The organism is Ruegeria halocynthiae (assembly GCF_900106805.1).
Lineage (GTDB): Bacteria > Pseudomonadota > Alphaproteobacteria > Rhodobacterales > Rhodobacteraceae > Ruegeria > Ruegeria halocynthiae.
On record NZ_FNNP01000001.1, the window covers coordinates 1,380,084 to 1,402,193 of the forward strand.

Genomic DNA, 22,110 nt, shown 5'->3' on the forward strand with positions numbered 1-22,110 from the left:
CGCTTAGACCCGGGCGCCATTGATCTCATCCCAGGCGCGGTTGATATCGATCATCTTTTTCTCGGCCAGACGCACCGCTTCCTCGGGTACGCCACGCGCCATCATCGCATCCGGGTGGGTCTCGCGTACCAATTGCCGCCACACTCGGCGAATCTCGGGCAACGGCAGATCCCGAGCTACGCCCAGTACCGTATAGGGGTCCTTGGGTGCATCCGGCACAAATCGCGCACGCAGAGCCATGAATTGTGCATCCGTCTGACCAAAAATGCGGCTCACCTCTTCCAGAAATTCATTCTCGTTGGGGTGATAGAATCCATCGGCCATGGCAATATGAAACAGCCCCTCCATCAGGTCGCACAGAGTGGTGCTGTCTTCCGAAAACATCCGGGCGATCCGACGGGCATAATCCTGATATCCTGCAACATCCGTGCGGGCCATATCAAAGACCCGCGCGGCGCCGTCTTCATCTTCGCGGGTGATCTGGAAAACCTCACGGAACGCGGTCACCTCGTCGCGCGTGACCTGACCATCGGCTTTGGCCATCTTGGCGCCAAGCGCAACCACGGCGATTGCAAAGGCCACCGAACGCTGGGGCGGCGTTCGCAGCTTCTCAAAGACTGCGGTCAGGCTTTCGCCCTGGGCAAGCGCGCTCAGCGCGTCGGCTATTCGGGTCCAGATCGACATGGGCGCACACTAACCCGACCCGACGCGCCTGTCAGGTGCGACAGATCACTGCGGGTCGATAATTTTTTGCATCAGAACAAGATCCAGCCATTGATCCCATTTTCGACCGACCTCGGGCATTCGGCCAACCTGCCTGAAACCGATGGCTGAATGAAATTCGATAGCTGCGGGATTGGTTGATGATATCCCTGCGATCAGAACGTGTATCCCAGCCCTACGGGCCACTCGTTCCAGTGCCGACATCAACGCCCGTCCCGCCCCATGACCCCGCCCAGCAGGAGCCAGCTGTATCGTATGTTCGGCACATCGAGCATACCCGGGTCCCGCGCGGAACGGGCCATAAGTTGCAAACCCAACGACCTGACCGTCCTGTTCTGCCACCAGATAAGAATTACCCCGGGCTTCGATATCTGCGGCAATCGCGTCCGCGCCGCGTTCAACTGTTGTGAAGGTCACAAGCGTGTCGCGGATAATCGCATTTGTGATCGCCGCAATCGCCGGTGCATCCTCAAGTCTGGCTTGCCGAATAATCATTCCAACACGCGTGGCCCGTGCGGCGTATCGAATTCCGCTCGCAGTGCGGCGGGGCCGGTGTCAAACACAACTTGTTCCAGCGCGCCCAGGCCTTTCGCCAGATCCAGCGCGTCAGGGTGGCACACGATCAAGCGGCGCAACCGGCATCCGTTGTTTTGAAGCATCTGCGCCGGGTGCAGATCACCCTGCCACTGAATAAGTGCCGGAAACAGGTTATCAAATGGCAAGCGTCCACTTGGAGGGACAGCCATGCGCCAACGCAGCGCACCTCTGCTCAGATCTATGGGCGTCCCGACACCATCCGGAAACACCGAAAGCGAAGCTTCGATATCCGAAACCCTGCATATCCAGTTACTCAGCCGGGCCGAGCCTTGAAATCGATCCAGATCAAACCAACGGGTTCTTTCCGGAACCTGTGCCTGCGGATCAATGGCGATCGCTTCCAGATACAGCCCATCGTGCAGGCCCAGAAGCCGGTTGTAGGTACCAAATTTCTCGTGCTTTCCACCATCCTGCAAATGTACGCCCAGCGCCTGTTCAATATGCGCCGATGCCTCATCAAGTGTTTCTCCGGCAACTGCCAGATGATCCAATAGCATGAGGCATCCTCCTTTGATCTGCGCTCAGACCGGCTTGCTCATGTACAACGGTCAGAGCACATGTTTCCCTCAGGGGTTTCGAAACACAAGATTTTTCGACGAAAAATCTTAGGCGGTAGCGTTTGAATTTTTAACTGCGCGCGCGCCCGATCAGTCCGAGGATATCCTGGGCGGCTTCAGGGATGTTTGTACCCGGGCCAAAGATTGCCTTTACCCCGTGATCATAGAGGAATTGATAATCCTGTTGCGGAATAACGCCGCCACAAATCACGATGATATCCTCTGCCCCGGCTTTCTTCAGCTCTTCTACCAATTGCGGTGCAAGCGTTTTATGGCCAGCCGCCTGCGACGAGATTCCAACCACGTGCACGTCATTGTCCACAGCATCCTGCGCCGCCTCAGCCGGGGTTTGAAACAGAGGACCGACATCCACGTCAAAGCCAATATCAGCAAAAGCCGTCGCAATGACCTTGGCGCCCCTATCATGCCCGTCCTGACCCATCTTGACGACAAGCAGACGTGGGCGGCGGCCCTCGGCCTCGGCGAAATCTTCAATGGATTTCTGTATTGCCGCAAAGCCTTCGTCGCCTTCGTAGGCTGCGCCATAGACGCCAGCCAGCGTTTTCACTTCGGCGCGGTGGCGGCCGAATTCCTTTTCCATTGCCATGCTGATCTCTCCTACGGATGCGCGGGCGCGGGCGGCCTCGACGGCAGCGGCCAGCAGGTTGCCGCCTTCTTTGGCGGTTTTGGTCAGGGCTTCCAGCGCATTCTGGCAGGCAGCCTCGTCACGGGTCGCGCGGATACGCCCCAGGCGCGCGACCTGAGCTTCGCGCACGGCCACATTGTCGACGTCCAGGATGTCAATCGGGTCTTCCTGTTCCTTGCGGTACTTGTTGACACCAACGATGACCTCTTGGCCCCGATCGATCATGGCCTGTCGACGGGCTGCGCTTTCCTCGATCCGCAATTTGGGCATACCCGAGGCAACGGCCTTGGTCATACCGCCCATCTCTTCGACCTCTTCCATCAGGGCCCAGGCTTTTTCGACCAACTCATTTGTCAGACTCTCAACATAATAAGAGCCCGCTAACGGATCGACCACATCGGTCACGCCGGTCTCTTCCTGCAGCACTAGCTGTGTGTTCCTAGCTATGCGGGCTGAGAAATCAGTCGGCAGCGCAATCGCCTCGTCCAGAGCGTTTGTGTGTAACGATTGGGTGCCGCCCAGAACGGCGCTCATCGCCTCATAGGCGGTGCGGATCACGTTGTTATAAGGATCCTGTTCCTGCAGCGACACGCCAGAGGTCTGGCAGTGTGTCCGCAACATCTTCGATCGTTCGGATTTTGCACCAAACTCGGTCATCACCCGGTGCCACAACGTGCGGGCTGCACGTAGTTTGGCAATCTCCATGAAAAAGTTCATGCCGATGGCAAAGAAGAACGACAACCGACCTGCGAATTTGTCCACGTCCATCCCGGCCTGCGTGGCAGCACGCACATATTCCCGGCCATCGGCCAGCGTATAGGCCAGTTCCTGTACCAGGTTCGCACCGGCCTCTTGCATGTGATAGCCCGAGATCGAGATCGAATTGAACTTGGGCATCTCGTTCGACGTGTAGTCGATAATGTCCGAGATGATTTTCATCGAGGGCTCAGGCGGATAGATATAGGTGTTGCGCACCATGAACTCTTTCAGGATGTCGTTCTGAATGGTGCCGGACAGGACCGATTTATCATGCCCTTGCTCTTCACCTGCCACAATGAAATTCGCCAGAATCGGAATCACCGCGCCGTTCATCGTCATCGAGACCGACACCTTGTCCAGCGGGATACCGTCGAACAGGATTTTCATGTCTTCGACGCTATCGATAGCCACACCGGCCTTGCCCACATCACCAACTACGCGCGGGTGGTCACTGTCGTATCCCCGATGTGTGGCCAGATCGAACGCAACCGAGACGCCCTGCTGACCGGCGGCCAGATTGCGGCGATAAAAGGCGTTCGATTCCTCGGCCGTTGAAAATCCCGCATATTGACGGATCGTCCACGGGCGCCCTGCATACATCGTCGCCTTGACGCCGCGCGTAAATGGGCCGAAGCCCGGCAACGATCCCATATGCGGCAGATCAGCGGTATCTTCCTGCGTATAGAGCGGTTTGACGCCGATGCCTTCCAGCGTTTCTTTGGTCAGATCGTCCAAGGGACGTCCGCGCAGCTCTTTTTCAGCCAGCACCCGCCAGTCGTTGGTGTCGGTCATGTCGATTTCCTCTGTTCAATTCCGATTTCGGCGGGGGCAGCCCCGCACGTATTTGTTTCTGTCCGACAGATCAGTTCAGCCAACCCGTCAGCGCCGGAGGCCAGCCAAGCCAGATCATCGGCATAATCAGCCCACAGCTTCATCGCCTGCTCAACACTCAGACCATTGGGTGCGGGCGAGGATGCTGCATTCAGCGCAAGGCCATCGCTGAACGCGGGTGCAACCCGGCCGCTCAACACCTCCAGCTGCGCCTGCTGCTGGCCCGCAAAATCCTCGAAGGGCATGACAAGCAACGGAATGCCCGGGAACGCCCGACTAAAATCCGTGATGACATCGCACCAACTGCGTTTGCCTTGCGCGATACGCTTCCATTTTGCCGGTTCAATGGGGGCGCTTCCGCGTTTGAATTTGTAGGCTGCAACGGATGACCAATACATATCCAGTGCCCGGATATTCAGGGCAAGTTTGGTAACCCTGCCATCAAAGGCCTTCGCCAATAGCTGTCCCCGCTCTTGCACGCTGGGGTAGAGCGAGGCAAACGCAATATTGCGTTCCATCGAGCCAACAAAATTCTCCTGACTGACCAGCAATTGCCCTGCGCCCCTGCGCGCACATGCGTCCAATTCCCGGCGCAGATCGTCGTACACATCCTGCGTCAGATTGTTCAGACTGTTGAGGCCGTTGGCCCGGGTTCGTTCAGGCCCCCAATACGCCAGCCCCTGATCTTCAAGCACCCGTTCATTGCGGCGCAGGTAGTTCTGGAAACTGGTGGTGGCACAACGATGCGCGCCGCAATGCAGGATCACGTCCATCCATCTACCCCCGCGCCTGAACAACCGGGGGACCGGCGTGTTTTTTTTGCGCTCCAACGGGCAAGCTTGAGGTAACGCCGCCTCTGTGGGGCACTTTTTTGAGCATCCCGGACATTTCGCCAGTCGCATTCGCCCGAGCAGAGGCTATATTCATCAGAACAGGAGGCCTTATGACACGTACGCTTGCCTTTGTTTTTTCGACACTATTCCCGTTGGCCGCCTTGTCAGCTGACGCGACCGCCCCAGCGGATGACAGTTTTGTACGTCCGGTCGACACCAGCGATCTGAGCGATTTTCTCTGGACCCACCGCCCGATTGTCGTCTTTGCCGACACTCCAGCGGACCCAAGGTTCCAGCAGCAGATTGACATGCTGCTGGAAGGCGAAGAGGCGATGCGGGATCGCGACGTGATCGTTTTGACCGACACCGATCCTGCGGCACGATCTGCAATCCGATCAAAACTGCGCCCGCGCGGATTCCAGATGGTATTTGTCGACAAGGATGGCGTGGTCAAGCTGCGCAAACCCAGCCCATGGAGCGTACGCGAGATTGGTCGCTCGATCGACAAAACTCCTTTGCGTGAACGCGAAATCCGCGAACGGCGCGAAGGTGGCTGAACACCTGCGGCATATACCAACGCCCCGACAGATACCGCCGGGCGCGTTGAGAGATATGATGCAGGCAAGCGCATGATCACTCGAACTCGATGATCACATCATCGACTGCGAGACTGTCGCCGGGACCTGCGTTGATCTTCGACACGACACCTTTTTTCTCGGCGCGCAGGATGTTTTCCATCTTCATCGCCTCAACGGTGCAGAGCGCCTGACCTTCCTGCACTTCCTGGCCCACCTCGACGTCGATCTTTACGATCAAGCCCGGCATTGGGCACAGCAGCATTTTCGATGTATCGGGCGGCAGTTTCTCGGGCATCATGCGGGCAAGTTCGGCCTGACGCGGTGTCCGCACATGAACTTTGAGGTCCGCGCCACGGTTCCTAATGCGGAATCCGCCCGAGACCTTCCCGGCCTTCAACACCAGCGGGCTGCCATCAACGTCCAGGACCGCCAATTGGTCACCCGGCGTCCAGTCCGAGGCGACCCGCACCACGCCACCATCGGCGAACGCAACAGTCGAGCCGGCCTGATCCGCCTCGATCGTGACCTCAAATTCACGGTTCTGCAGTGTCACCACCCACTCGGTTCCGACCTTGCGTTCATGATTGTCCATCCGGCCCGAAACGCGGGTGCGCCGGATCTCGGCAACCCGGTGCATGGCGGCACAGGATGCCGCGATGCGGTGCAGATCGGTTTCGGGCAGGGTGACGCCTTCGAATCCGTCCGGGTATTCCTCGGCAATGAAGGCGGTGGTCATGTCGCCGCTGATGAATTTCGGATGATCCATCACCGCCGATAAGAAGGGCAGGTTATGGCCGATACCTTCAACCTCAAAACTGTCCAGCGCCACGCGCATTGCCTCGATCGCCTGCGCACGGGTGGGCGCCCAAGTGCAGAGCTTGGCGATCATGGGGTCGTAATACATGCTGATCTCACCACCCTCATAGACTCCGGTATCATTGCGCACGGCGCATTCACCTTCGGGCGCCTCACCCTGCCACTTGTCATTGACCAGCAATGGGCCAGCAGCGACTTCTTGCGGCGGGCGATAGCGGGTCAGGCGGCCAATCGAGGGCAGGAAGCCACGATACGGGTCTTCGGCATAAAGACGGTTCTCGATCGCCCAGCCGGTCAAGGCCACGTCATCCTGCGAGATGGTCAATTTTTCACCCGCCGCCACGCGGATCATCTGTTCAACCAGATCGACGCCAGTGATCAGCTCGGTCACCGGGTGTTCCACCTGTAGACGGGTATTCATCTCTAGGAAGTAAAAGTTCTTATCCCCATCCACGATGAATTCGACTGTCCCTGCACTGGCATAGTCCACGGCCTTGGCAAGCGCGACCGCCTGTTCCCCCATGGCCTTGCGGGTCTCGGGATCAAGGAACGGCGACGGCGCCTCCTCCACGACCTTCTGGTTCCGGCGCTGGATCGAGCATTCCCGTTCACCCAGATAGACACCATTACCATGGCTGTCGCAAAGCACCTGAATCTCGATGTGGCGCGGCTGGGTTACAAACTTCTCGATAAAAATCCGATCATCGCCGAAAGAGTTTGCCGCTTCGTTTTTGGATGATTGGAAGCCTTCGCGCGCTTCTTCGTCGTTCCACGCGATCCGCATCCCCTTGCCACCACCACCAGCGCTGGCCTTGATCATCACCGGATAGCCGACTTCGTTCGAGATCTTCACAGCCTCATCAGCATCCTCGATCAACCCCATGTAGCCGGGAACAGTCGATACCCCGGCCTCCTGCGCGATCTTCTTCGAGGTGATCTTGTCACCCATACTTTCAATCGCGCCGACCGGAGGGCCGACAAAGGCTACACCTTCAGCATACAGCGCTTGCGCAAATTTGGAGTTCTCCGACAGGAAACCATAACCGGGGTGAACCGCCTGCGCTCCGCATTGGCGAATGGCGTCCATCACCTTGTCGATCACGATGTAGGACTGGTTTGCCGGAGGCGGGCCGATATGCACAGCCTCATCCGCCATCGAAACATGCAAGGCGTTCTTGTCAGCATCTGAATAAATGGCGACCGTGCCAATGCCCATCTTGCGGGCAGTCTTGATGACCCGGCAGGCAATCTCGCCCCGGTTTGCGATCAGGATCTTGTTGAACATGGAACGTCCTTTGGCTTGTTGTTCTGAGAACGCAAAACGCCGCCGCAGGGCAATGACCCTGCGGCGGCGTGATGCGCGATGACGGACGAGGCGTCAGCCGCCCCGAAAAATTCAGCGTTAGTTACAGGTGTTCTGCGTTTTGCAGTAAAGCACGTTGCCTGCGGCGCCGACTGCAGCCCCGAACAGCGGATCCGCACTGAGGACCGCAGCCCCCACTGCCCCTGCGCCGCCGCCAAGGATTGCCTGTTCGCCTGTTGTGTCACCACAGGCCGCAAGGCCCGCACAGGTTGCCAACGCAATGAAGATTCGTGATTTTTGCATGATTTCTGCCCTTTTTGGTTATTCCAAGTCTTTGAGGGCAGATGCCGATTTCTGGCGTTGTTATGCAATAACAGAGGTCGCCGGCATGAGATTTGCGCAGTTTTTTGCCGCTTTTTGCCTGCATTCGGCAAAAAGAAAACCGCGGACAGAACTCTGTGGGGAACACAAGCCTGCCCGCGGAAGGAAGGGGTACGGAATAGTAGGTGCTTGTGCGACGCAGGCAAAGTAGAGCCGCACGGCCCGATCACTGTGCACAGCACAATTCCGGGGGCAAACCGGTTATTGTTTCCATTTGAGATTCCGGCTGAATTCTGCCCATCCGACAAATCACCGCGCAATTTTGCGCCTACAGCACAGCCGTCAGAGCAATTTGCATCGGCCCGCGAATCCATCGCATTCTTAAGTCGAAACCCATGGCCATAAGACGGTTGAGCGTTATGCACGACGGCCTTGTACACGATCAGCGCACCCCGCCGAACACATCCGGGAATGACTGGCGTGCGGCATCCAGATCAATCACCAACAACGCATCATAGCTGGCCGGGTCAAACGGATCTTCGGCGGCAATAATTTCGCGCCCGAACAGCCAGCTCAAACGCCCAGCGTCCAGATTTCCCCGCTCAAAGGGCTGATCGCCAAAATGTGCCCACAAAGCCTCAATAAACGCGACGTCTGCGCGCTTGTCGGCGGGTTTGCGGTCACGAAATCGTTCACGCTGAGTCAGCGGTGTCACGCCTTTAGGGTTGGCGCGCCGGATGATGAACTGAAAGTCGGTTCCAGGCAGTCGACCGGGGAAACCACGATGTTTCAACATGACGAACCCTCGTCGATCAGATTCCTGAAAAGACTAGACATCAGACATACCTGCGGGATTGAAGCGATCATGCGCACCTCTGGATTTGTATCGTTGAATCTGGGCACTCTGAGACCGTGACATTGGGGATCCATGGTCAGAGTCCCTCCCAGATACACTGGGATTGCTCCAACCGGTAGGCTTCGAAGAACTGGGTTGCGTCGGAATCTGAAGTGCCGAACTCAAGCGGTCGATCCGAGAAGGAAATCACCACGCGAACGGGCTGAAGCTTATGTTGCGCCACATAAGGCACCGCCAGCGTTTCACACAAATGCTCCATATCGACCACGGCAATATCGTATGTGATACGCCCTACCGTCGAGCCAATCTTGGGGGCAATGAAACGGAATCGAAGCCACAACTCACCCGGATTGGTATCAAGCAGCACATCGCTGAGTTCTACCGGTTGCCCAGACGGCACAGGCAGAAGGTTTGAGGCCTGCACCGGCCCCATCCCTGCGACCATCGCCAACACCAAAGCACAACCCCGAAGCCGTCGACGGCAGCCTCCTCCCTCCGGGATTGACTGCATGGCATATGCAGCCTGCGCTTTCTTATATCTGGTCGAATAAGTCATATGCGGCTTTGGTCACGGGCTCAGGTTACTACAGCGGAATGTTGTCGTGTTTCTTCCAAGGGTTCTTCAGTTGCTTACCGCGCAGGCTGGCAAAGGCACGCGACACACGACGGCGGGTCGATTGTGGCATGATCACCTCGTCAATAAAGCCACGCTCGGCGGCAACAAACGGGTTGGCGAACCGCTCTTCGTAGTCCTGCGCGTGCTGCGCGATCTTGTCGGTGTTACCCAGATCAGCGCGGTGGATGATCTCGGTCGCGCCTTTGGCACCCATCACCGCAATCTCGGCCGTGGGCCAGGCATAATTGAAATCGCCGCGCAGATGCTTGGATGCCATCACGTCATACGCCCCACCATATGCCTTGCGGGTGATCACTGTGACCTTTGGTACGGTCGCTTCGCCATAGGCAAACAGCAGTTTTGCACCGTGTTTGATCACGCCGCCATATTCCTGCGAGGTCCCCGGCAGAAAGCCCGGTACATCGACAAGCGTCAGGATCGGGATTTCAAAGCAATCGCAGAACCGCACAAACCGTGCCGCTTTGCGTGAACTATCGATATCCAGACAGCCCGCCAGAATCATCGGTTGGTTAGCCACGATACCTACGGTCTGCCCCTCAAGCCGGATAAAGCCGGTAATGATGTTTTTGGCGTAGTCTTCCTGGATCTCGTAGAAATCGCCCTCATCCGCCACTTTGGTGATGAGTTCCTTCATATCGTAAGGCGTGTTCGGATTGTCCGGGATCAGTGTATCCAGTGATGTCTCGATCCGATCGGGCTCATCAAAAAACGGACGTACCGGCGGCTTTTCGCGGTTATTGAGTGGCAGGAAGTCAACGAGGCGGCGCACTTCGGCCAGTGCCTCTACATCGTTTTCAAACGCACCATCGGCAACCGAGGATTTCTTGGTATGAGTCGAGGCCCCACCAAGCTCTTCTGCAGTCACGACCTCATTGGTCACCGTTTTGACCACATCCGGACCGGTTACAAACATGTACGAAGTGTCTTTGACCATGAAAATAAAGTCCGTCATCGCCGGGCTATACACCGCGCCACCTGCGCACGGCCCCATGATCACGCTGATCTGCGGCACCACGCCTGAGGCCATGATATTGCGCTGGAATACTTCGGCATATCCCGCCAACGAGGCGACACCTTCCTGAATCCGGGCGCCACCCGAGTCGTTGATCCCGATCACTGGCGCACCATTCTGCACCGCCATATCCATGATCTTGCAGATCTTCTGGGCGTGGGTCTCGGACAGCGAACCGCCGAAAACGGTAAAATCCTGACTGAACACATAGACCATCCGACCATTGATTGTGCCCCAGCCGGTGACCACACCATCGCCAGCAGGTCTTTGCTTTTCCATCCCGAAATCAGTGCAGCGATGACTGACAAACATGTCGAATTCTTCAAAGCTGCCTTCATCCACCAGTAGCTCGATCCGTTCACGCGCCGTCAGTTTTCCACGTGCGTGCTGGGCATCGATGCGCTTTTGTCCGCCCCCCAATCGCGCATTGTTACGACGGCCTTCGAGCTCGGAAAGGATGTCTTTCATGTCGGTAGTCTCCCATGAGAATTTGCGCGACCATAACGACGCGGCTACCGAGACCAAAGAAGTATTCGGCAAATTTGCATATTTTTGACAATCGAATCAAAGATAATTGCAAATTTGTTAATTAACACAACAACCCAACACGCTCATGGCATTTCCTGCATTCAGGCTCTAATAGTGAACCATGCAGTTCAGTTCATCCTCAGTTAACCGTACGCCACCCACGCTCGCAACACTCGTGTTGTTGTCGGGGTTGTCGGCATTAAGCATGAATCTGTATCTGCCCAGCCTTCCTTTTATGGCGACTTACTTTCAGACTGATTACAAGGTAATGCAGCTTTCGATCGCGCTGTATCTTCTGGTCAACGCCGCACTGCAGATTCTGATCGGCCCCATCGCCGACAAGGCCGGACGCAGGCCGGTTCTGCTATGGGGGCTCGCCCTGTTTCTGCTGGCAACCCTGGGCTGTATATACGCCCCGAACATCGAAATATTCCTGACCTTCAGAATGTTTCAGGCCGTCATTGTCGTCGGAATCGTACTGAGTCGCGCAGCCGTCAGGGATATGTTTGAACAAGACCAGGCAGCCTCGATGCTCGGTTACGTCACCATGGGAATGGCAGTGGTGCCCATGATCGGCCCCGCGATCGGCGGGCTTCTGGAAGAGGCCTTTGGCTGGAAAGCCAATTTTTGGCTGCCATTTGCGCTCGCAGCATTAACACTGCTGCTTGCGTACCGGGACTTTGGAGAAACCGCTGCCGCAAGCGGAAAAACGTTGATGCAGCAGTTTCGCGAATACCCCGAGCTGCTAATGTCACCTCGTTTCTGGGGCTATTCGTTGTCCTCGGCCTTCTCATCGGGTGCGTTCTTTGCCTATCTTGGCGGGGCACCTTTTATCGGGACCGAGGTATTTGGAATGACCGCCGCCGAAGTCGGCATTTACTTCGGCGCTCCGGCACTTGGTTATTTCTTCGGCAATTTCATCAGCGGCCGTTATTCGGTGCGCTTCGGTGTCAACCGAATGGTGCTGTGGGGCTGTTGGCTGAATGCTATCGGCGTAGCCTTGTCTGCCTCGCTGTTTCTGGCGGACACCGGAACCGCGCTCAGCTTTTTTGGCCTGATGACCTTTGTCGGACTGGGCAATGGCATGTCGATCCCCAACGCGACTGCCGGCTCATTGTCGGTGCGCCCGCATCTGGCAGCCACCGCTTCTGGCCTGAGCGGAGCGATCATGCTGGGTGGCGGTGCTGCACTTAGCGCATTGGCGGGTTCGCTGTTGACGCAAGAAACCGGCGCGATGCCTTTGCTTTGGTTGATGCTGACAACCGCCGTTCTCGCGATCTGCGCCATCAGCGTTGTTATCTGGCGCGAACGGCAATTAGGTCTATAGACGGCTTGCGCCCAAGAGTTTGCAAAGTTAGCTTGCTGATTCAGGAAAGCTGCAAAGAACCACCATGGCCACCCAGAAAATCTATGCCGGCGCCAAGCTGCGCGAGATGCGCACCCGCCTGACCCTCACGCAGAAGGATTTCGCCACCAAGCTGGGCGTTTCTCTGCCCTATCTGAACCAGATGGAGAACAATAACCGTCCGATTTCAACAACGGTTGTTCTGGCACTGGCGCAGGAATTCGGCATGGACGTGACCGAACTCAGCACCGGTGACAGCGAACGGCTGGTTTCGGACATGCGCGAAGTGCTTGCTGATCCGGTGTTTGCTGACATGATGCCCCCTTTGGCCGACCTCAGGTTGACGGCATCGAATGCCCCCGCGCTTGCACGTGCCTTTATCGAACTGCATCGCGCCTATCGCCAAACCCATGAACGGCTTGCCTCACTCGATGAAGCTCTGGGTCGCGAAGACGCCCGCATACAGGCCAGCCCCTGGGAAGAGGTGCGGGATTTCTTTCACTACTGCGACAACTATATCGACGCGGTAGACCGTGCTGCCGAACGGTTCGCCAGCCGCGCCGATGAATCCATCAGCATCCGTCAGGTGGCCCTGAACAGCCTGTCCGAACGCGGCATCCACGTCACCTTCACAGATACTGAAACTCTGCGCAGCTATAATGCCAAGGACAAAACCCTGCGTCTTTCCTCGCGTGTCGCACCGCAGACGCAGGTCTTCCAATTGCTGTTGCAGGTGGCGCTGATCAGTCAGGACAAACTGCTCGAGGCGACGCTTGATTTCGCGCGTTTCCAAAGCGACGAGGCCCGCGCGATCGCAAAGATCGGCCTCGCCAACTATTTCGCCGGGGCCTCTCTGATGCCATATGGCGCATTCCTGTCCGCAGCGCAGGAGTATCGCCACGATCTCGAACTGCTCAGCAACCGGTTCGGTGCATCCATTGAACAGGTAGCGCATCGTCTGTCCACGCTGCAGCGTCCCGGGGCAAAAGGAATCCCCTTCTTTTTCGTCCGCGTTGATCAGGCCGGAACGATTACCAAACGCCATTCCGCCACGCGACTGCAGTTCGCCCGCTTTGGCGGTGCCTGCCCGCTGTGGAATGTCCACCGGGCGTTCGAGACGCCTGGGCATTTCCTGCAACAGCTCGCCGAAACACCGGACGGCGTTCGCTATATCTCATTGGCACGAGACGTATCGAAATCGGGTGGCTCTTTTGGCGCGCCTGTGCGCCGCTATGCCATCGCACTGGGATGCGAGGTACGTCACGCCGAAGCGTTGGTATACGCCGACAATCTCGACATAAACAATGCCAGCGCCTACGAACCCATCGGCATTTCATGCCGCATTTGCGAGCGCCAGACCTGCCACCAGCGATCAGTCCCACCGCTGGAGCGCCGCCTGACCATAAACGCCCATAGCCGTGGCACCCTGCCCTACGAAGTCACCTGAACTTCATCTGGTCAAGTACACTCTGGAGGGTTCGCTGCCTGCTGCGACGGGGGCAAAGCCCCCGCCCTTTTATTAGACCTTGGCTAGAATCGACCAGATCTCATCCTTGAGCGCGGCTCGTTTCTTGCGCAACTCCACCTCGGCCAACTCCTCTATCGGTTCGATGTTGGTTTCGGCGCGATGAACCACGCGATTGACCTCATGGTATTCATCCGCAAGCCGGGCAAAATGGGTATCCGTTTGCTTGAGTTGGCTCATAATGTTGATCTTGTCAGGGAATTCCTCAGCCAGTTCATGCGGGGTGTGAGACATCCTGTTGGCTCCTTGTGTCAGTGTTACATCCAAGTGCTAAACATGACTGCCCCACTCCGCTTTGACGCCGATCAAATTTGGTGAAACCTTCCCATGTTTTGGGACATGTCACCTAAACGGGTCAACGCTGTGCGGTTGCCCATCTTGGGCTGATCCACGGCTGGTCATTCGCCTTGGGCAGCGGCTCTTTCCCCAACAAATGATCCGATATCTTTTCACCTACCATGATCGACGGCGCATTCAGATTACCATTTGTGATCTGCGGGAAAATCGAACTGTCGGCGATACGCAACCCGTCCACTCCGATTACACGCCCCTGTGGGTCGACAACCGCATGGCTGTCACCCGCCCGACCCATGCGACAAGTTCCGCACGGATGATAAGCGCTTTCGGCGTGTTCGGCGATGAAGGCATCAAGCTCTTCGTCGGACTGAACCTCTGCCCCCGGTTGAATTTCCTTGCCCGCAAAAGGCTTGAACGCCTCCTGTCCGAAGATTTCCCGGGTCAGGCGGATGCAGGTTCGAAAGTCCTTCCAATCCTTGTCTTGACTCATGTAGTTGAACCGGATCACCGGCGCATCTTCAACTTTGGAAGATCGCAGTGTCACGGCCCCGCGTGACGGCGACCGCATTGGTCCTACATGCGCCTGAAACCCATGCCCCTCGGCCGCGGCCTGCCCATCATACCGAACTGCAATTGGCAGGAAATGGTACTGGATATCTGGGTACTCTACACCCGGCCCCGAGCGAACAAAGGCTGCGCTTTCAAACTGGTTCGACGCGCCAAGGCCAGTTTTGGTGAACAGCCACTGCGCCCCGATCATGCCCTTGCTGATCAAATTCCAATGCTTATAGAGCGTGATCGGCTGCAACGAGGCCTGCTGTATATAAAGCTCTAGGTGGTCCTGAAGATTGGCACCCACGCCAGGCCGGTCCGCGACCAACTTGATCCCATGTTCGGCCAGATGGGCGGCAGGCCCGATACCCGACAGCATCAACAGCTTGGGTGAGTTGATGGACGAGGCCGCCAATACGACCTCACGCCGTGCCCGGATCATCTCCCGTTTGCCGCCCCGGATCAATTCAACACCGGTTGCACGCCCATCCTCAATAACAATGCGCGCAGCAAGCCCGCGGACGATCTCGCAGTTTTCGCGTCTGAGAGCAGGCTTCAGATACGCGTTTGCCGCCGACCAGCGCCGTCCCTTCCAGACGGTCTGCTCCATGGGGCCAAAGCCTTCCTGCTTCTCGCCGTTATAATCACCGGTAACCTCATAGCCAGCCTGTTGGCCAGCATCGACGAAAGCTTTGAACAACGGGTTCTCGCGAGGCCCGCGTGACACATGCAAGGGCCCGTCTGTACCCCGCCACGAATGATCGCCGCCATGGCCACCATCATGCCAGGTTTCCATACGTTTGTAGTAAGGCAATACATCCGTATAAGACCAGCCATCTGCGCCCATATCGGACCAGGTATCAAAATCCCGTGCATGACCCCGAACATAAACCATACCATTGATCGAGGACGACCCGCCAATCACCTTACCCCGCGGGCAAGCCAGACGGCGGTTGTTCAGATGTGGCTCAGGTTCAGATTTGTAGCCCCAGTCATAGCGCGACATATTCATCGGATAGCTGAGCGCGGCAGGCATCTGGATGAACGGCCCAACGTCTGTGCCACCGTGTTCGATTACTAAAACCGAGGCCCCGGCCTCACTCAGGCGGTAGGCCATTGCACATCCGGCGGAGCCTGCGCCGACAATGACAAAATCTGCTTCCATATTTGCATCTCCAGTCCCGCGCGGACCAAGATTTTTCGTCGAAAAATCTCATCACCCGAGCGGGAGAATTTTTGATAAAGTGAGGAGTTACTCGCCACGCGGGAAGCGTTGGCTTTCCTCGACATCATTCAGATCCATGTGATTACGCATGTAGCGTTCGGACGCTTTTTGCAGCGGCTGATAATCCCATGGGTAATAGCCACCCTGCCGCAATGCTTCGTAAATCACCCAGCGACGAGCCTGGCTGGCCCTGACATCCGCATCAAAACGATCCAGATCCCAACGCGCCTCGGATTTGGCGCGCAGGCTTTGCAGAGTTCCTGCGTGTTCCGGGTGATCGGCAAGGTTATCCATTTCGTGAGGATCGTTCTCAAGATCGAACAATTGATCCGGATCGAGCGCGCAGCAATTGTATTTCCACTTTCCGTAGCGCAGCGAAACCAATGGTGCATATGAAGCCTCGGCCGCATACTCTATCGCGACGGGCGCAGTCCGGTTTATGCCTTTCGCCAGAGGCACAAGGTCTTCGCCATCCGTCCAAGGTGCAATTTCAGCCATATCGACCCCCGCCAGAGCCCCAAGGGTTGGCGTCACATCAATTGTCGAAACAGGCGTATCGATCCGACCTGCGGGCAAATCTGGCGCAGAAATCATGAGCGGGACACGGGAAGACCCTTCGAAGAATGTCATCTTGAACCACAATCCACGCTCTCCCAACATGTCGCCGTGGTCGGACACAAAGAGAATGATCGCCTCTTGCCGCGTGGCCTCCAGTACTTCCAGAATCTCGCCCACCTTGTCATCCAGATATGAGATATTGGCAAAATAAGCGCGGCGGGATTTGCGGACATCCTCGGTTGTTATGTCGAAGCTGCGCCAGTCATTCGCATCGAAAATGCGTTTGGAATGAGGATCCTGATTGTCATAGCCCAGATCCGCAATCTGCGGCTCCAGATGCGCACAATCTTCATACAAATCCCAGTATTTACGGCGTGTCACGTAAGGGTCGTGCGGATGGGTGAAACTGACAGTTACGCACCAGGGTCGGTCATCCTTGCCGCGCGCCAGATCATAAAGTTTGGCTTTGGCGTTGTAGGCAACCTCGTCGTCATACTCCATCTGGTTGGAAATCTCGGCCACACCCGCTCCGGTAACTGAACCCATATTGTGATACCACCAGTCGATGCGCTCACCCGGCTTGCGATAGTCCGGGGTCCAGCCGAAATCAGCCGGGTAGATATCGGTGGTCAGACGGTCTTCGAATCCATGCAATTGATCAGGGCCGACAAAGTGCATCTTGCCAGATAGGCAGGTGTAGTACCCCGCACGACGCAGGTGGTGGGCATAGGTGGGGATATCGCTGCGGAACTCGGCCGCGTTATCATAGACGCCAGTACGCGATGGCAACTGGCCCGACATAAAGCTCGCCCGCCCCGGCGCGCACAGCGGCGAGGCAGTGTAGGCATTGGCAAATCGCGTGGATTTCGCCGCCAGTTTTTTCAGGTTCGGCGCGTGCAACCACTCTGCGGGACCGTCGGGAAAGAGGGTTCCGTTGAGCTGATCCACCATCAGGATCAGAATATTCGGTTTTGTCATTTTTCGGCCTCTAGAAAAACATTCATGACCCGCAGGGCATGATTGACTGCCAGTTGAGGTTCCTGCGGGGCATTCAAAGCAGCGTGAATGTAAAGCCCATCGATCAGGGCGATCATATCTTCAGCCGCCTTGACCGGATCACGCATAAGGGGTCGTAGCGCATGGATCAGATTCGAGCGGATGCGCGACTGATAGATCTGCCAAAGCCTCAGCGCATCATCATTGGTTTGCGCCAGCACATAAAAGGTCATCCACGCGGCGATCACGTCCGGTGTGAAACAGGATGGCGCGAAACAGGCGCGGATGATGGCCTGCGCCCGCCCCTCCGGTTTGGCAGAATTAAGTTTAGTTCGGGCCTCTGCCCCGAAATCCGAAAGGATACGGCGCATGGCTGCCAGAAATATCTGCTCTTTGCCCCCAAAATAGTGATGCGCCAATGCGCTGGACATGCCGGCACGCTTGGCGATCTGGCTGACGGTCACGTCGAGGGACTTTTGCAAACCAAGTTCAGCGATTGTCGCTTTGACGATCGCATCCCGCCGGATTGGTTCCATTCCGAGTTTTGGCATCTTCGCCCCTCTGCCATACTTAGGTATGGTAAGAGGCTAAGCGCTTTAAATTGACTCGTCAATCAATAACGTTTCAGCGAGCGGCAGACGGCACTTCAGCCCCCTGCGGTGGCGTCGGCGAAATTGCCCCGCTTCGGTTCAGCACCGCCTCGCGCCAGGTGATGAAACTGACCGCTGCCAGGATCAGGGTACCTCCGGCAATCACCCAGATATCGACACTTTCGTGAAAGACCAGAGTGCCGACCAATGTGGCCCAGATTAACTGCAGGAACGTCACCGGTTGAGTGACGGCAACCGGAGCAGCGTGCAAGGCAAGGGTCATAAAATAGTGCCCTGCTGTGGCAAAGCTGGCGATCACGAAGAGAACACCCAGATCACGCAGGCTGGGTGGTTCCCAAACGGCGATAGCAAAGGGGATCAGCACGATTGTGACCCAGATCGACAGATGAGTGACGACGGCCAAGGGGCGGATATCGCGGACCATCACCTTGGCCAGCAGATACGAACCTCCGAGCGCCAGCGCTGTCCCCAGCATCGCCAGATGGCCGGGCATGATTTCGCGAAAGCCGGGCCTCAGAACGATCAGCACACCAATGACTGCGATACCAATCGCTGCAATTCGGCGAAACGCCAGTTTCTCACCCAAAAACAAAGCCGCGCCCGCCGTGACGTAGATCGGCGTCATATAGTTCATCGCAGTCACCTCGGCCAGCGGTATGCGCGTCATCGCAAAGAACCACAGCATGACGGCAATGGCATGGATAACACCCCGCAATCCAAACAGCGTCAGATTGCGTCGGGTCAGCGGAGTTTCTACGATCGCGCCTATGGCAGGTAAAAGAAACACCAGACCAAACGCATAGCGCAGGAATGCTGCCTGAATGGGGTTCATATTGGTCCCCAACATCTTTACCAGCGCGTTCATCCCAACAAAGGACAGGCCGGCAGCAAACATCCAGAACATGCCGATAACCGGGCGTTGCTGATCATGGGGTGAGGTCATAGGGACGGTTGAACACTGATTTCCAACCCAGAACAACCCTTCACATGATAACAAGTTTCAAAGCAATCGCCATCATCACGATCCCGACCACCACATCCAGAATTTGCCAGGCCCGAGGGCGCGCAAATATTGGCGACAGGATTCGGGCTCCGTAACCCAGTGAAAAGAAGAAGACGAAACTTGAGGTCATCGCCCCGATAGCGAAACCCAGACGGTCAGAGTATTGGGCCGATATCGATCCGATCAGTACAACCGTATCCAGATAGACATGGGGGTTGAGCCATGTGAAGGCCAGCACCGTCAGCATGGCCGCCTTTAAACTGGAGCGCTGCCCCGCGTCAGCCTCCATCACCGAGCCGCCCTGCCAGGCCGTCCAGAAACTGCGCAGGGCGTACCACGTCAAAAACACGGCGCCTCCATAGCGCATGACCGTTTCAAACCACGGTGCGGCCTGAGCTAGCGTACCGAACCCAGCAACCCCCGCCCCGATCAGAATAGCGTCAGAGATCGCACAGGTCAGGCATAAGGCGAAGACATGCTCGCGTCGCAGGCCCTGCCGCAGAACAAAGGCGTTCTGAGCGCCAATCGCCAGTATCAAGCTAAAGCTCAGAGCGAATCCGGCAATCATTGATGGGAACATGCGGCCTCCTGTTGTTGGATGTTGACTACATCGCCACCGCGGCTCTATCAAATTAATGTTCTTCACTTCAGTTAAGATCTTCTAATGCTCCTTGATCCCCATCATCTTTCGGCACTGGCGTCGATTCTGCGCCATGGCAGCTTTGAAGCCGCAGCAGCCGAGCTGTCCGTGACCCCTTCGGCCATTTCGCAGCGGATCAAGGCGTTGGAGGATCGCGTCGGTGCGGCATTGATCCATCGCGGCACGCCCTGTACAGGAACTCCGGCTGGCCTGCGGATTGCCCGACATGCCGAAGATATTGGTCTGCTTGAGGCGAATCTGGCCCGAGAGCTGACCTTGGATCAGCGCGAAGGCCCCATCCGTGTGCGCATCGCGCTTCCTGCTGACATTCTGGCGACATGGTTCATCGACGCGATGGCACAGACCGGCGATATCCTTTTCGATCTGGTGATCGACGATCAGGACCACTCGGCCGACTGGTTACGGCGCGGAGAGGTCAGCGCGGCAATCACTGTCGGCGGTCAGGCGGTAACAGGGTGTGATGCAATCGCTTTGGGCACGCTGCGTTATCTGGCGACCGCCAGCCCTGCCTTCATGCGGCGGTGGTTCCCAAGCGGGGTATCCGCCAAATCGCTAGCGCAGGCCCCTTGTTTGACATTCAATCGCAAGGACAATCTGCAGAAGACATGGGTCACAGCCCAGACGGGCAGCCATCTTGCACCACCAACACAATTTATGCCTTCCACGCACGGCTTTGTCGAAGCGGCAATTGCCGGATTGGGATGGGGGATGAACCCGGAAAGCCTCGTGCGCAAATCAATTGCTGATGGGCGGCTTTGCGAATTGGTCCCCGACGCGCCACTGGATGTTGAGCTGACCTGGCAGATCGGACGGGTGCTTGCCCCCGCCCTTGAACCACTGACCCGAGCCGTTCGTCGTGCCGCAGCACAATCGCTGATCGTGCCCGCCCGACCATCCTAGGCTTGCGAATGACCGATCTTTTGTGGCTGCGCGATGCGGTAACAGGCAAAGGCTGACCAAATGCTGACCAAAACGATGAATGCGATTGCAGAGGCCACCTCATGCATATGGGCGACGGCGGCCAGAACGGCCGAAATTGCAACGGCAGCAAGCCGGCAAATGGCTTTGATCGCCGCGGCGCCTTTAATCCGCTGATTCTTTGGCGCCACGTCCAGAAAATACAGTTTGCGCGCGCTCGATATCCCGGTTGTTGCGACCGAGACGACAAACAGGGCAATCGCGTGCAGGTGCACCTCGTGATCAATATGGGCATAGTGAAATGCCAACAGCGCGATCCCTGTCATCGCGACCATTAAATTGCCCGTAACCATCACCGCGCGATGGGACTTCATATTCACCAGTTGCCACAGCGGAGCCGACACCAGATAGCCCGACGCGGATGAGATGATCATGGCGGTCAGCCCCTTGGCAGATGCATGATGCGCCTCGGCCGCGATCAGCGCGAAAAATGGAACGGACAGTGAGACCACAACCAACGGCAAGCGCATGACCATATAGCGCCGGAACCAAGGCTGTTCGAACATGCCCACGATACCGGACACGATGCTTTGCAGCGATTGACGGCTTTCGCCTTGGGCTTTCCTGTCGCGGAACTCATCGGGTGCGACCTCGGCCATTCCGAGAATGCAAAGCGCCGAAAACAGAAAAAAGGAGACCGATGCCGCAATGACGGCAGAGTGGCGAGAGAATGGTGGATACTCTTTGGTGATCTCGTGAATCAGCAAGACCAAACCGATCGCACCAAGGCCACCCGCGCCCAGTTGGAGATAGCGGATCACCATACGCGATTTCGATTTCAATTGATCTCCGAGCAAATCGGACAGCATCAGAGACTGGCTTTCCTCGATCAGGCCGATCAGGAAAAATGCGGTAACGAACGCGATCGCAGTCAGCGTAACGCTTCCGGTCGCCGCGATTGCCAGCGCCATCAACAGGCAACCGCCCAAACCCAATTCGGTCAGCGCAATGCCGCGTTTCTTGCGTGCCTGCACTGCAATGGGCTGTGCCAGAAACACATCAGAAATCATGCTGCCCACCATGCGAATCGACACCAAGGCCCCCGCAAGGAACATCGGCAGCTCCAACGAAATCGCAAGGAACGGCAAAACAATAGACGGGCTGCCCAACGTCCATGCAACCTGTGACAGGATACTCTGGCTAGCTATAACCGGAACATTTCGTCGAGACGGGTCAGTCGTATTCGTCGCCATTTTTTATGCTTCGCGTGATGCGCTCAAGGTTACCTTCTCAGGGCTTTTAGACTCATTGATCTGATCATAAATGCAAGCACCTCATAGACCAATGTTTCTGTTAGACGTGGGCCTGCAACAGAAAAACCCGGCCATAGGCCGGGTTCAATCCATCATGCGATTGCCGACG

The 22,110-nt window shown here is 56.9% G+C and carries 21 protein-coding genes; 4 read left to right on the forward strand and 17 right to left on the reverse strand.

Annotated features, from left to right (window positions below; translation table 11 throughout):
- Positions 1-3: 3 nt before the first annotated feature.
- The 5 genes from BLU89_RS06960 to BLU89_RS06980 form a co-directional block, all read right to left on the reverse strand.
- Positions 4-684: a molecular chaperone DjiA gene (locus BLU89_RS06960; RefSeq protein WP_074735525.1), complete on the reverse strand. Its 681-nt coding sequence runs from the start codon at positions 682-684 to the stop codon at positions 4-6.
- 45 nt (positions 685-729) lie between these two features.
- Complete coding sequence (locus tag BLU89_RS06965; protein WP_074735527.1) at positions 730-1,218, reverse strand: GNAT family N-acetyltransferase; 489 nt, start codon at positions 1,216-1,218, stop codon at positions 730-732.
- On the reverse strand, positions 1,215-1,817 hold the full coding sequence (locus BLU89_RS06970) for a VOC family protein (RefSeq protein ID WP_074735528.1): 603 nt from the start codon (positions 1,815-1,817) through the stop codon (positions 1,215-1,217). The genes BLU89_RS06965 and BLU89_RS06970 overlap by 4 nt, the downstream gene beginning before the upstream one ends.
- A gap of 130 nt (positions 1,818-1,947) precedes the next feature.
- Complete coding sequence (gene scpA / locus BLU89_RS06975; protein WP_074735530.1) at positions 1,948-4,074, reverse strand: methylmalonyl-CoA mutase; 2,127 nt, start codon at positions 4,072-4,074, stop codon at positions 1,948-1,950.
- Positions 4,071-4,886 (reverse strand): hypothetical protein, encoded by an 816-nt coding sequence (locus BLU89_RS06980; RefSeq protein WP_074735531.1) that lies wholly within the window; start codon positions 4,884-4,886, stop codon positions 4,071-4,073. The genes scpA and BLU89_RS06980 overlap by 4 nt, the downstream gene beginning before the upstream one ends.
- A gap of 170 nt (positions 4,887-5,056) precedes the next feature.
- Between BLU89_RS06980 and BLU89_RS06985 the strand changes: the two genes are divergently transcribed.
- A complete protein-coding gene (locus BLU89_RS06985) occupies positions 5,057-5,503 on the forward strand; it encodes a DUF4174 domain-containing protein (protein WP_074735533.1) in 447 nt (148 codons plus the stop codon).
- Between the two features lie 76 nt (positions 5,504-5,579).
- Here the strand turns inward: BLU89_RS06985 and BLU89_RS06990 are convergent, their stop codons facing one another.
- The 5 genes from BLU89_RS06990 to BLU89_RS07010 all read right to left on the reverse strand — a co-directional run bounded on the left by BLU89_RS06990 (position 5,580) and on the right by BLU89_RS07010 (position 10,937).
- The gene (locus BLU89_RS06990; protein ID WP_074735534.1) at positions 5,580-7,625 is read right to left on the reverse strand and encodes an acetyl-CoA carboxylase biotin carboxylase subunit; all 2,046 of its coding nucleotides are present in this window, start codon (positions 7,623-7,625) and stop codon (positions 5,580-5,582) included.
- Between the two features lie 117 nt (positions 7,626-7,742).
- Positions 7,743-7,946: a hypothetical protein gene (locus BLU89_RS06995; protein ID WP_074735536.1), complete on the reverse strand. Its 204-nt coding sequence runs from the start codon at positions 7,944-7,946 to the stop codon at positions 7,743-7,745.
- 460 nt (positions 7,947-8,406) lie between these two features.
- On the reverse strand, positions 8,407-8,760 hold the full coding sequence (locus BLU89_RS07000; protein ID WP_074735537.1) for a hypothetical protein: 354 nt from the start codon (positions 8,758-8,760) through the stop codon (positions 8,407-8,409).
- A 136-nt stretch (positions 8,761-8,896) separates the two neighbouring features.
- Positions 8,897-9,331, reverse strand: coding sequence for a DUF6497 family protein (locus tag BLU89_RS07005; protein ID WP_245709672.1), 435 nt, complete (start codon positions 9,329-9,331; stop codon positions 8,897-8,899).
- A 73-nt stretch (positions 9,332-9,404) separates the two neighbouring features.
- Positions 9,405-10,937, reverse strand: coding sequence for an acyl-CoA carboxylase subunit beta (locus BLU89_RS07010; RefSeq protein WP_074735541.1), 1,533 nt, complete (start codon positions 10,935-10,937; stop codon positions 9,405-9,407).
- 181 nt (positions 10,938-11,118) lie between these two features.
- Here BLU89_RS07010 and BLU89_RS07015 point away from each other — a divergent pair, with 181 nt between their 5' ends.
- Entirely contained in the window at positions 11,119-12,324 is a 1,206-nt protein-coding gene (locus BLU89_RS07015) for a multidrug effflux MFS transporter (protein ID WP_074735542.1), read from the forward strand.
- A gap of 64 nt (positions 12,325-12,388) precedes the next feature.
- Positions 12,389-13,789 carry a helix-turn-helix domain-containing protein gene (locus BLU89_RS07020; RefSeq protein WP_074735544.1) on the forward strand — a complete coding sequence of 467 codons (1,401 nt, stop codon included), beginning with the start codon at positions 12,389-12,391 and terminating at the stop codon, positions 13,787-13,789.
- Positions 13,790-13,861: 72 nt separating this feature from the next.
- On the opposite strand, the gene BLU89_RS07025 is transcribed toward BLU89_RS07020, so the two are convergent.
- The 6 genes from BLU89_RS07025 to BLU89_RS07050 form a co-directional block, all read right to left on the reverse strand.
- Complete coding sequence (locus BLU89_RS07025) at positions 13,862-14,101, reverse strand: HP1242/YdcH family protein (RefSeq protein WP_074735545.1); 240 nt, start codon at positions 14,099-14,101, stop codon at positions 13,862-13,864.
- 121 nt (positions 14,102-14,222) lie between these two features.
- Positions 14,223-15,881, reverse strand: a complete 1,659-nt coding sequence (gene betA / locus BLU89_RS07030) for a choline dehydrogenase (protein ID WP_074735546.1) — start codon at positions 15,879-15,881, stop codon at positions 14,223-14,225.
- An 87-nt stretch (positions 15,882-15,968) separates the two neighbouring features.
- Positions 15,969-17,477 carry a choline-sulfatase gene (gene betC / locus BLU89_RS07035; protein WP_074735547.1) on the reverse strand — a complete coding sequence of 503 codons (1,509 nt, stop codon included), beginning with the start codon at positions 17,475-17,477 and terminating at the stop codon, positions 15,969-15,971.
- A complete protein-coding gene (gene betI / locus BLU89_RS07040; protein ID WP_074735548.1) occupies positions 17,474-18,046 on the reverse strand; it encodes a choline-binding transcriptional repressor BetI in 573 nt (190 codons plus the stop codon). Before betI ends, betC begins: the two co-directional genes overlap by 4 nt.
- A 73-nt stretch (positions 18,047-18,119) precedes the next feature.
- Positions 18,120-19,049: a DMT family transporter gene (locus tag BLU89_RS07045; protein ID WP_074735549.1), complete on the reverse strand. Its 930-nt coding sequence runs from the start codon at positions 19,047-19,049 to the stop codon at positions 18,120-18,122.
- A 40-nt stretch (positions 19,050-19,089) separates the two neighbouring features.
- Positions 19,090-19,689, reverse strand: coding sequence for a LysE/ArgO family amino acid transporter (locus BLU89_RS07050; RefSeq protein WP_074735550.1), 600 nt, complete (start codon positions 19,687-19,689; stop codon positions 19,090-19,092).
- A gap of 84 nt (positions 19,690-19,773) precedes the next feature.
- Here BLU89_RS07050 and BLU89_RS07055 point away from each other — a divergent pair, with 84 nt between their 5' ends.
- A complete protein-coding gene (locus tag BLU89_RS07055; RefSeq protein ID WP_074735552.1) occupies positions 19,774-20,670 on the forward strand; it encodes a LysR family transcriptional regulator ArgP in 897 nt (298 codons plus the stop codon).
- Here the strand turns inward: BLU89_RS07055 and BLU89_RS07060 are convergent.
- The gene (locus BLU89_RS07060) at positions 20,667-21,941 is read right to left on the reverse strand and encodes a permease (protein WP_074735554.1); all 1,275 of its coding nucleotides are present in this window, start codon (positions 21,939-21,941) and stop codon (positions 20,667-20,669) included. The genes BLU89_RS07055 and BLU89_RS07060 overlap by 4 nt on opposite strands.
- Between the last annotated feature and the right edge of the window lie 169 nt (positions 21,942-22,110).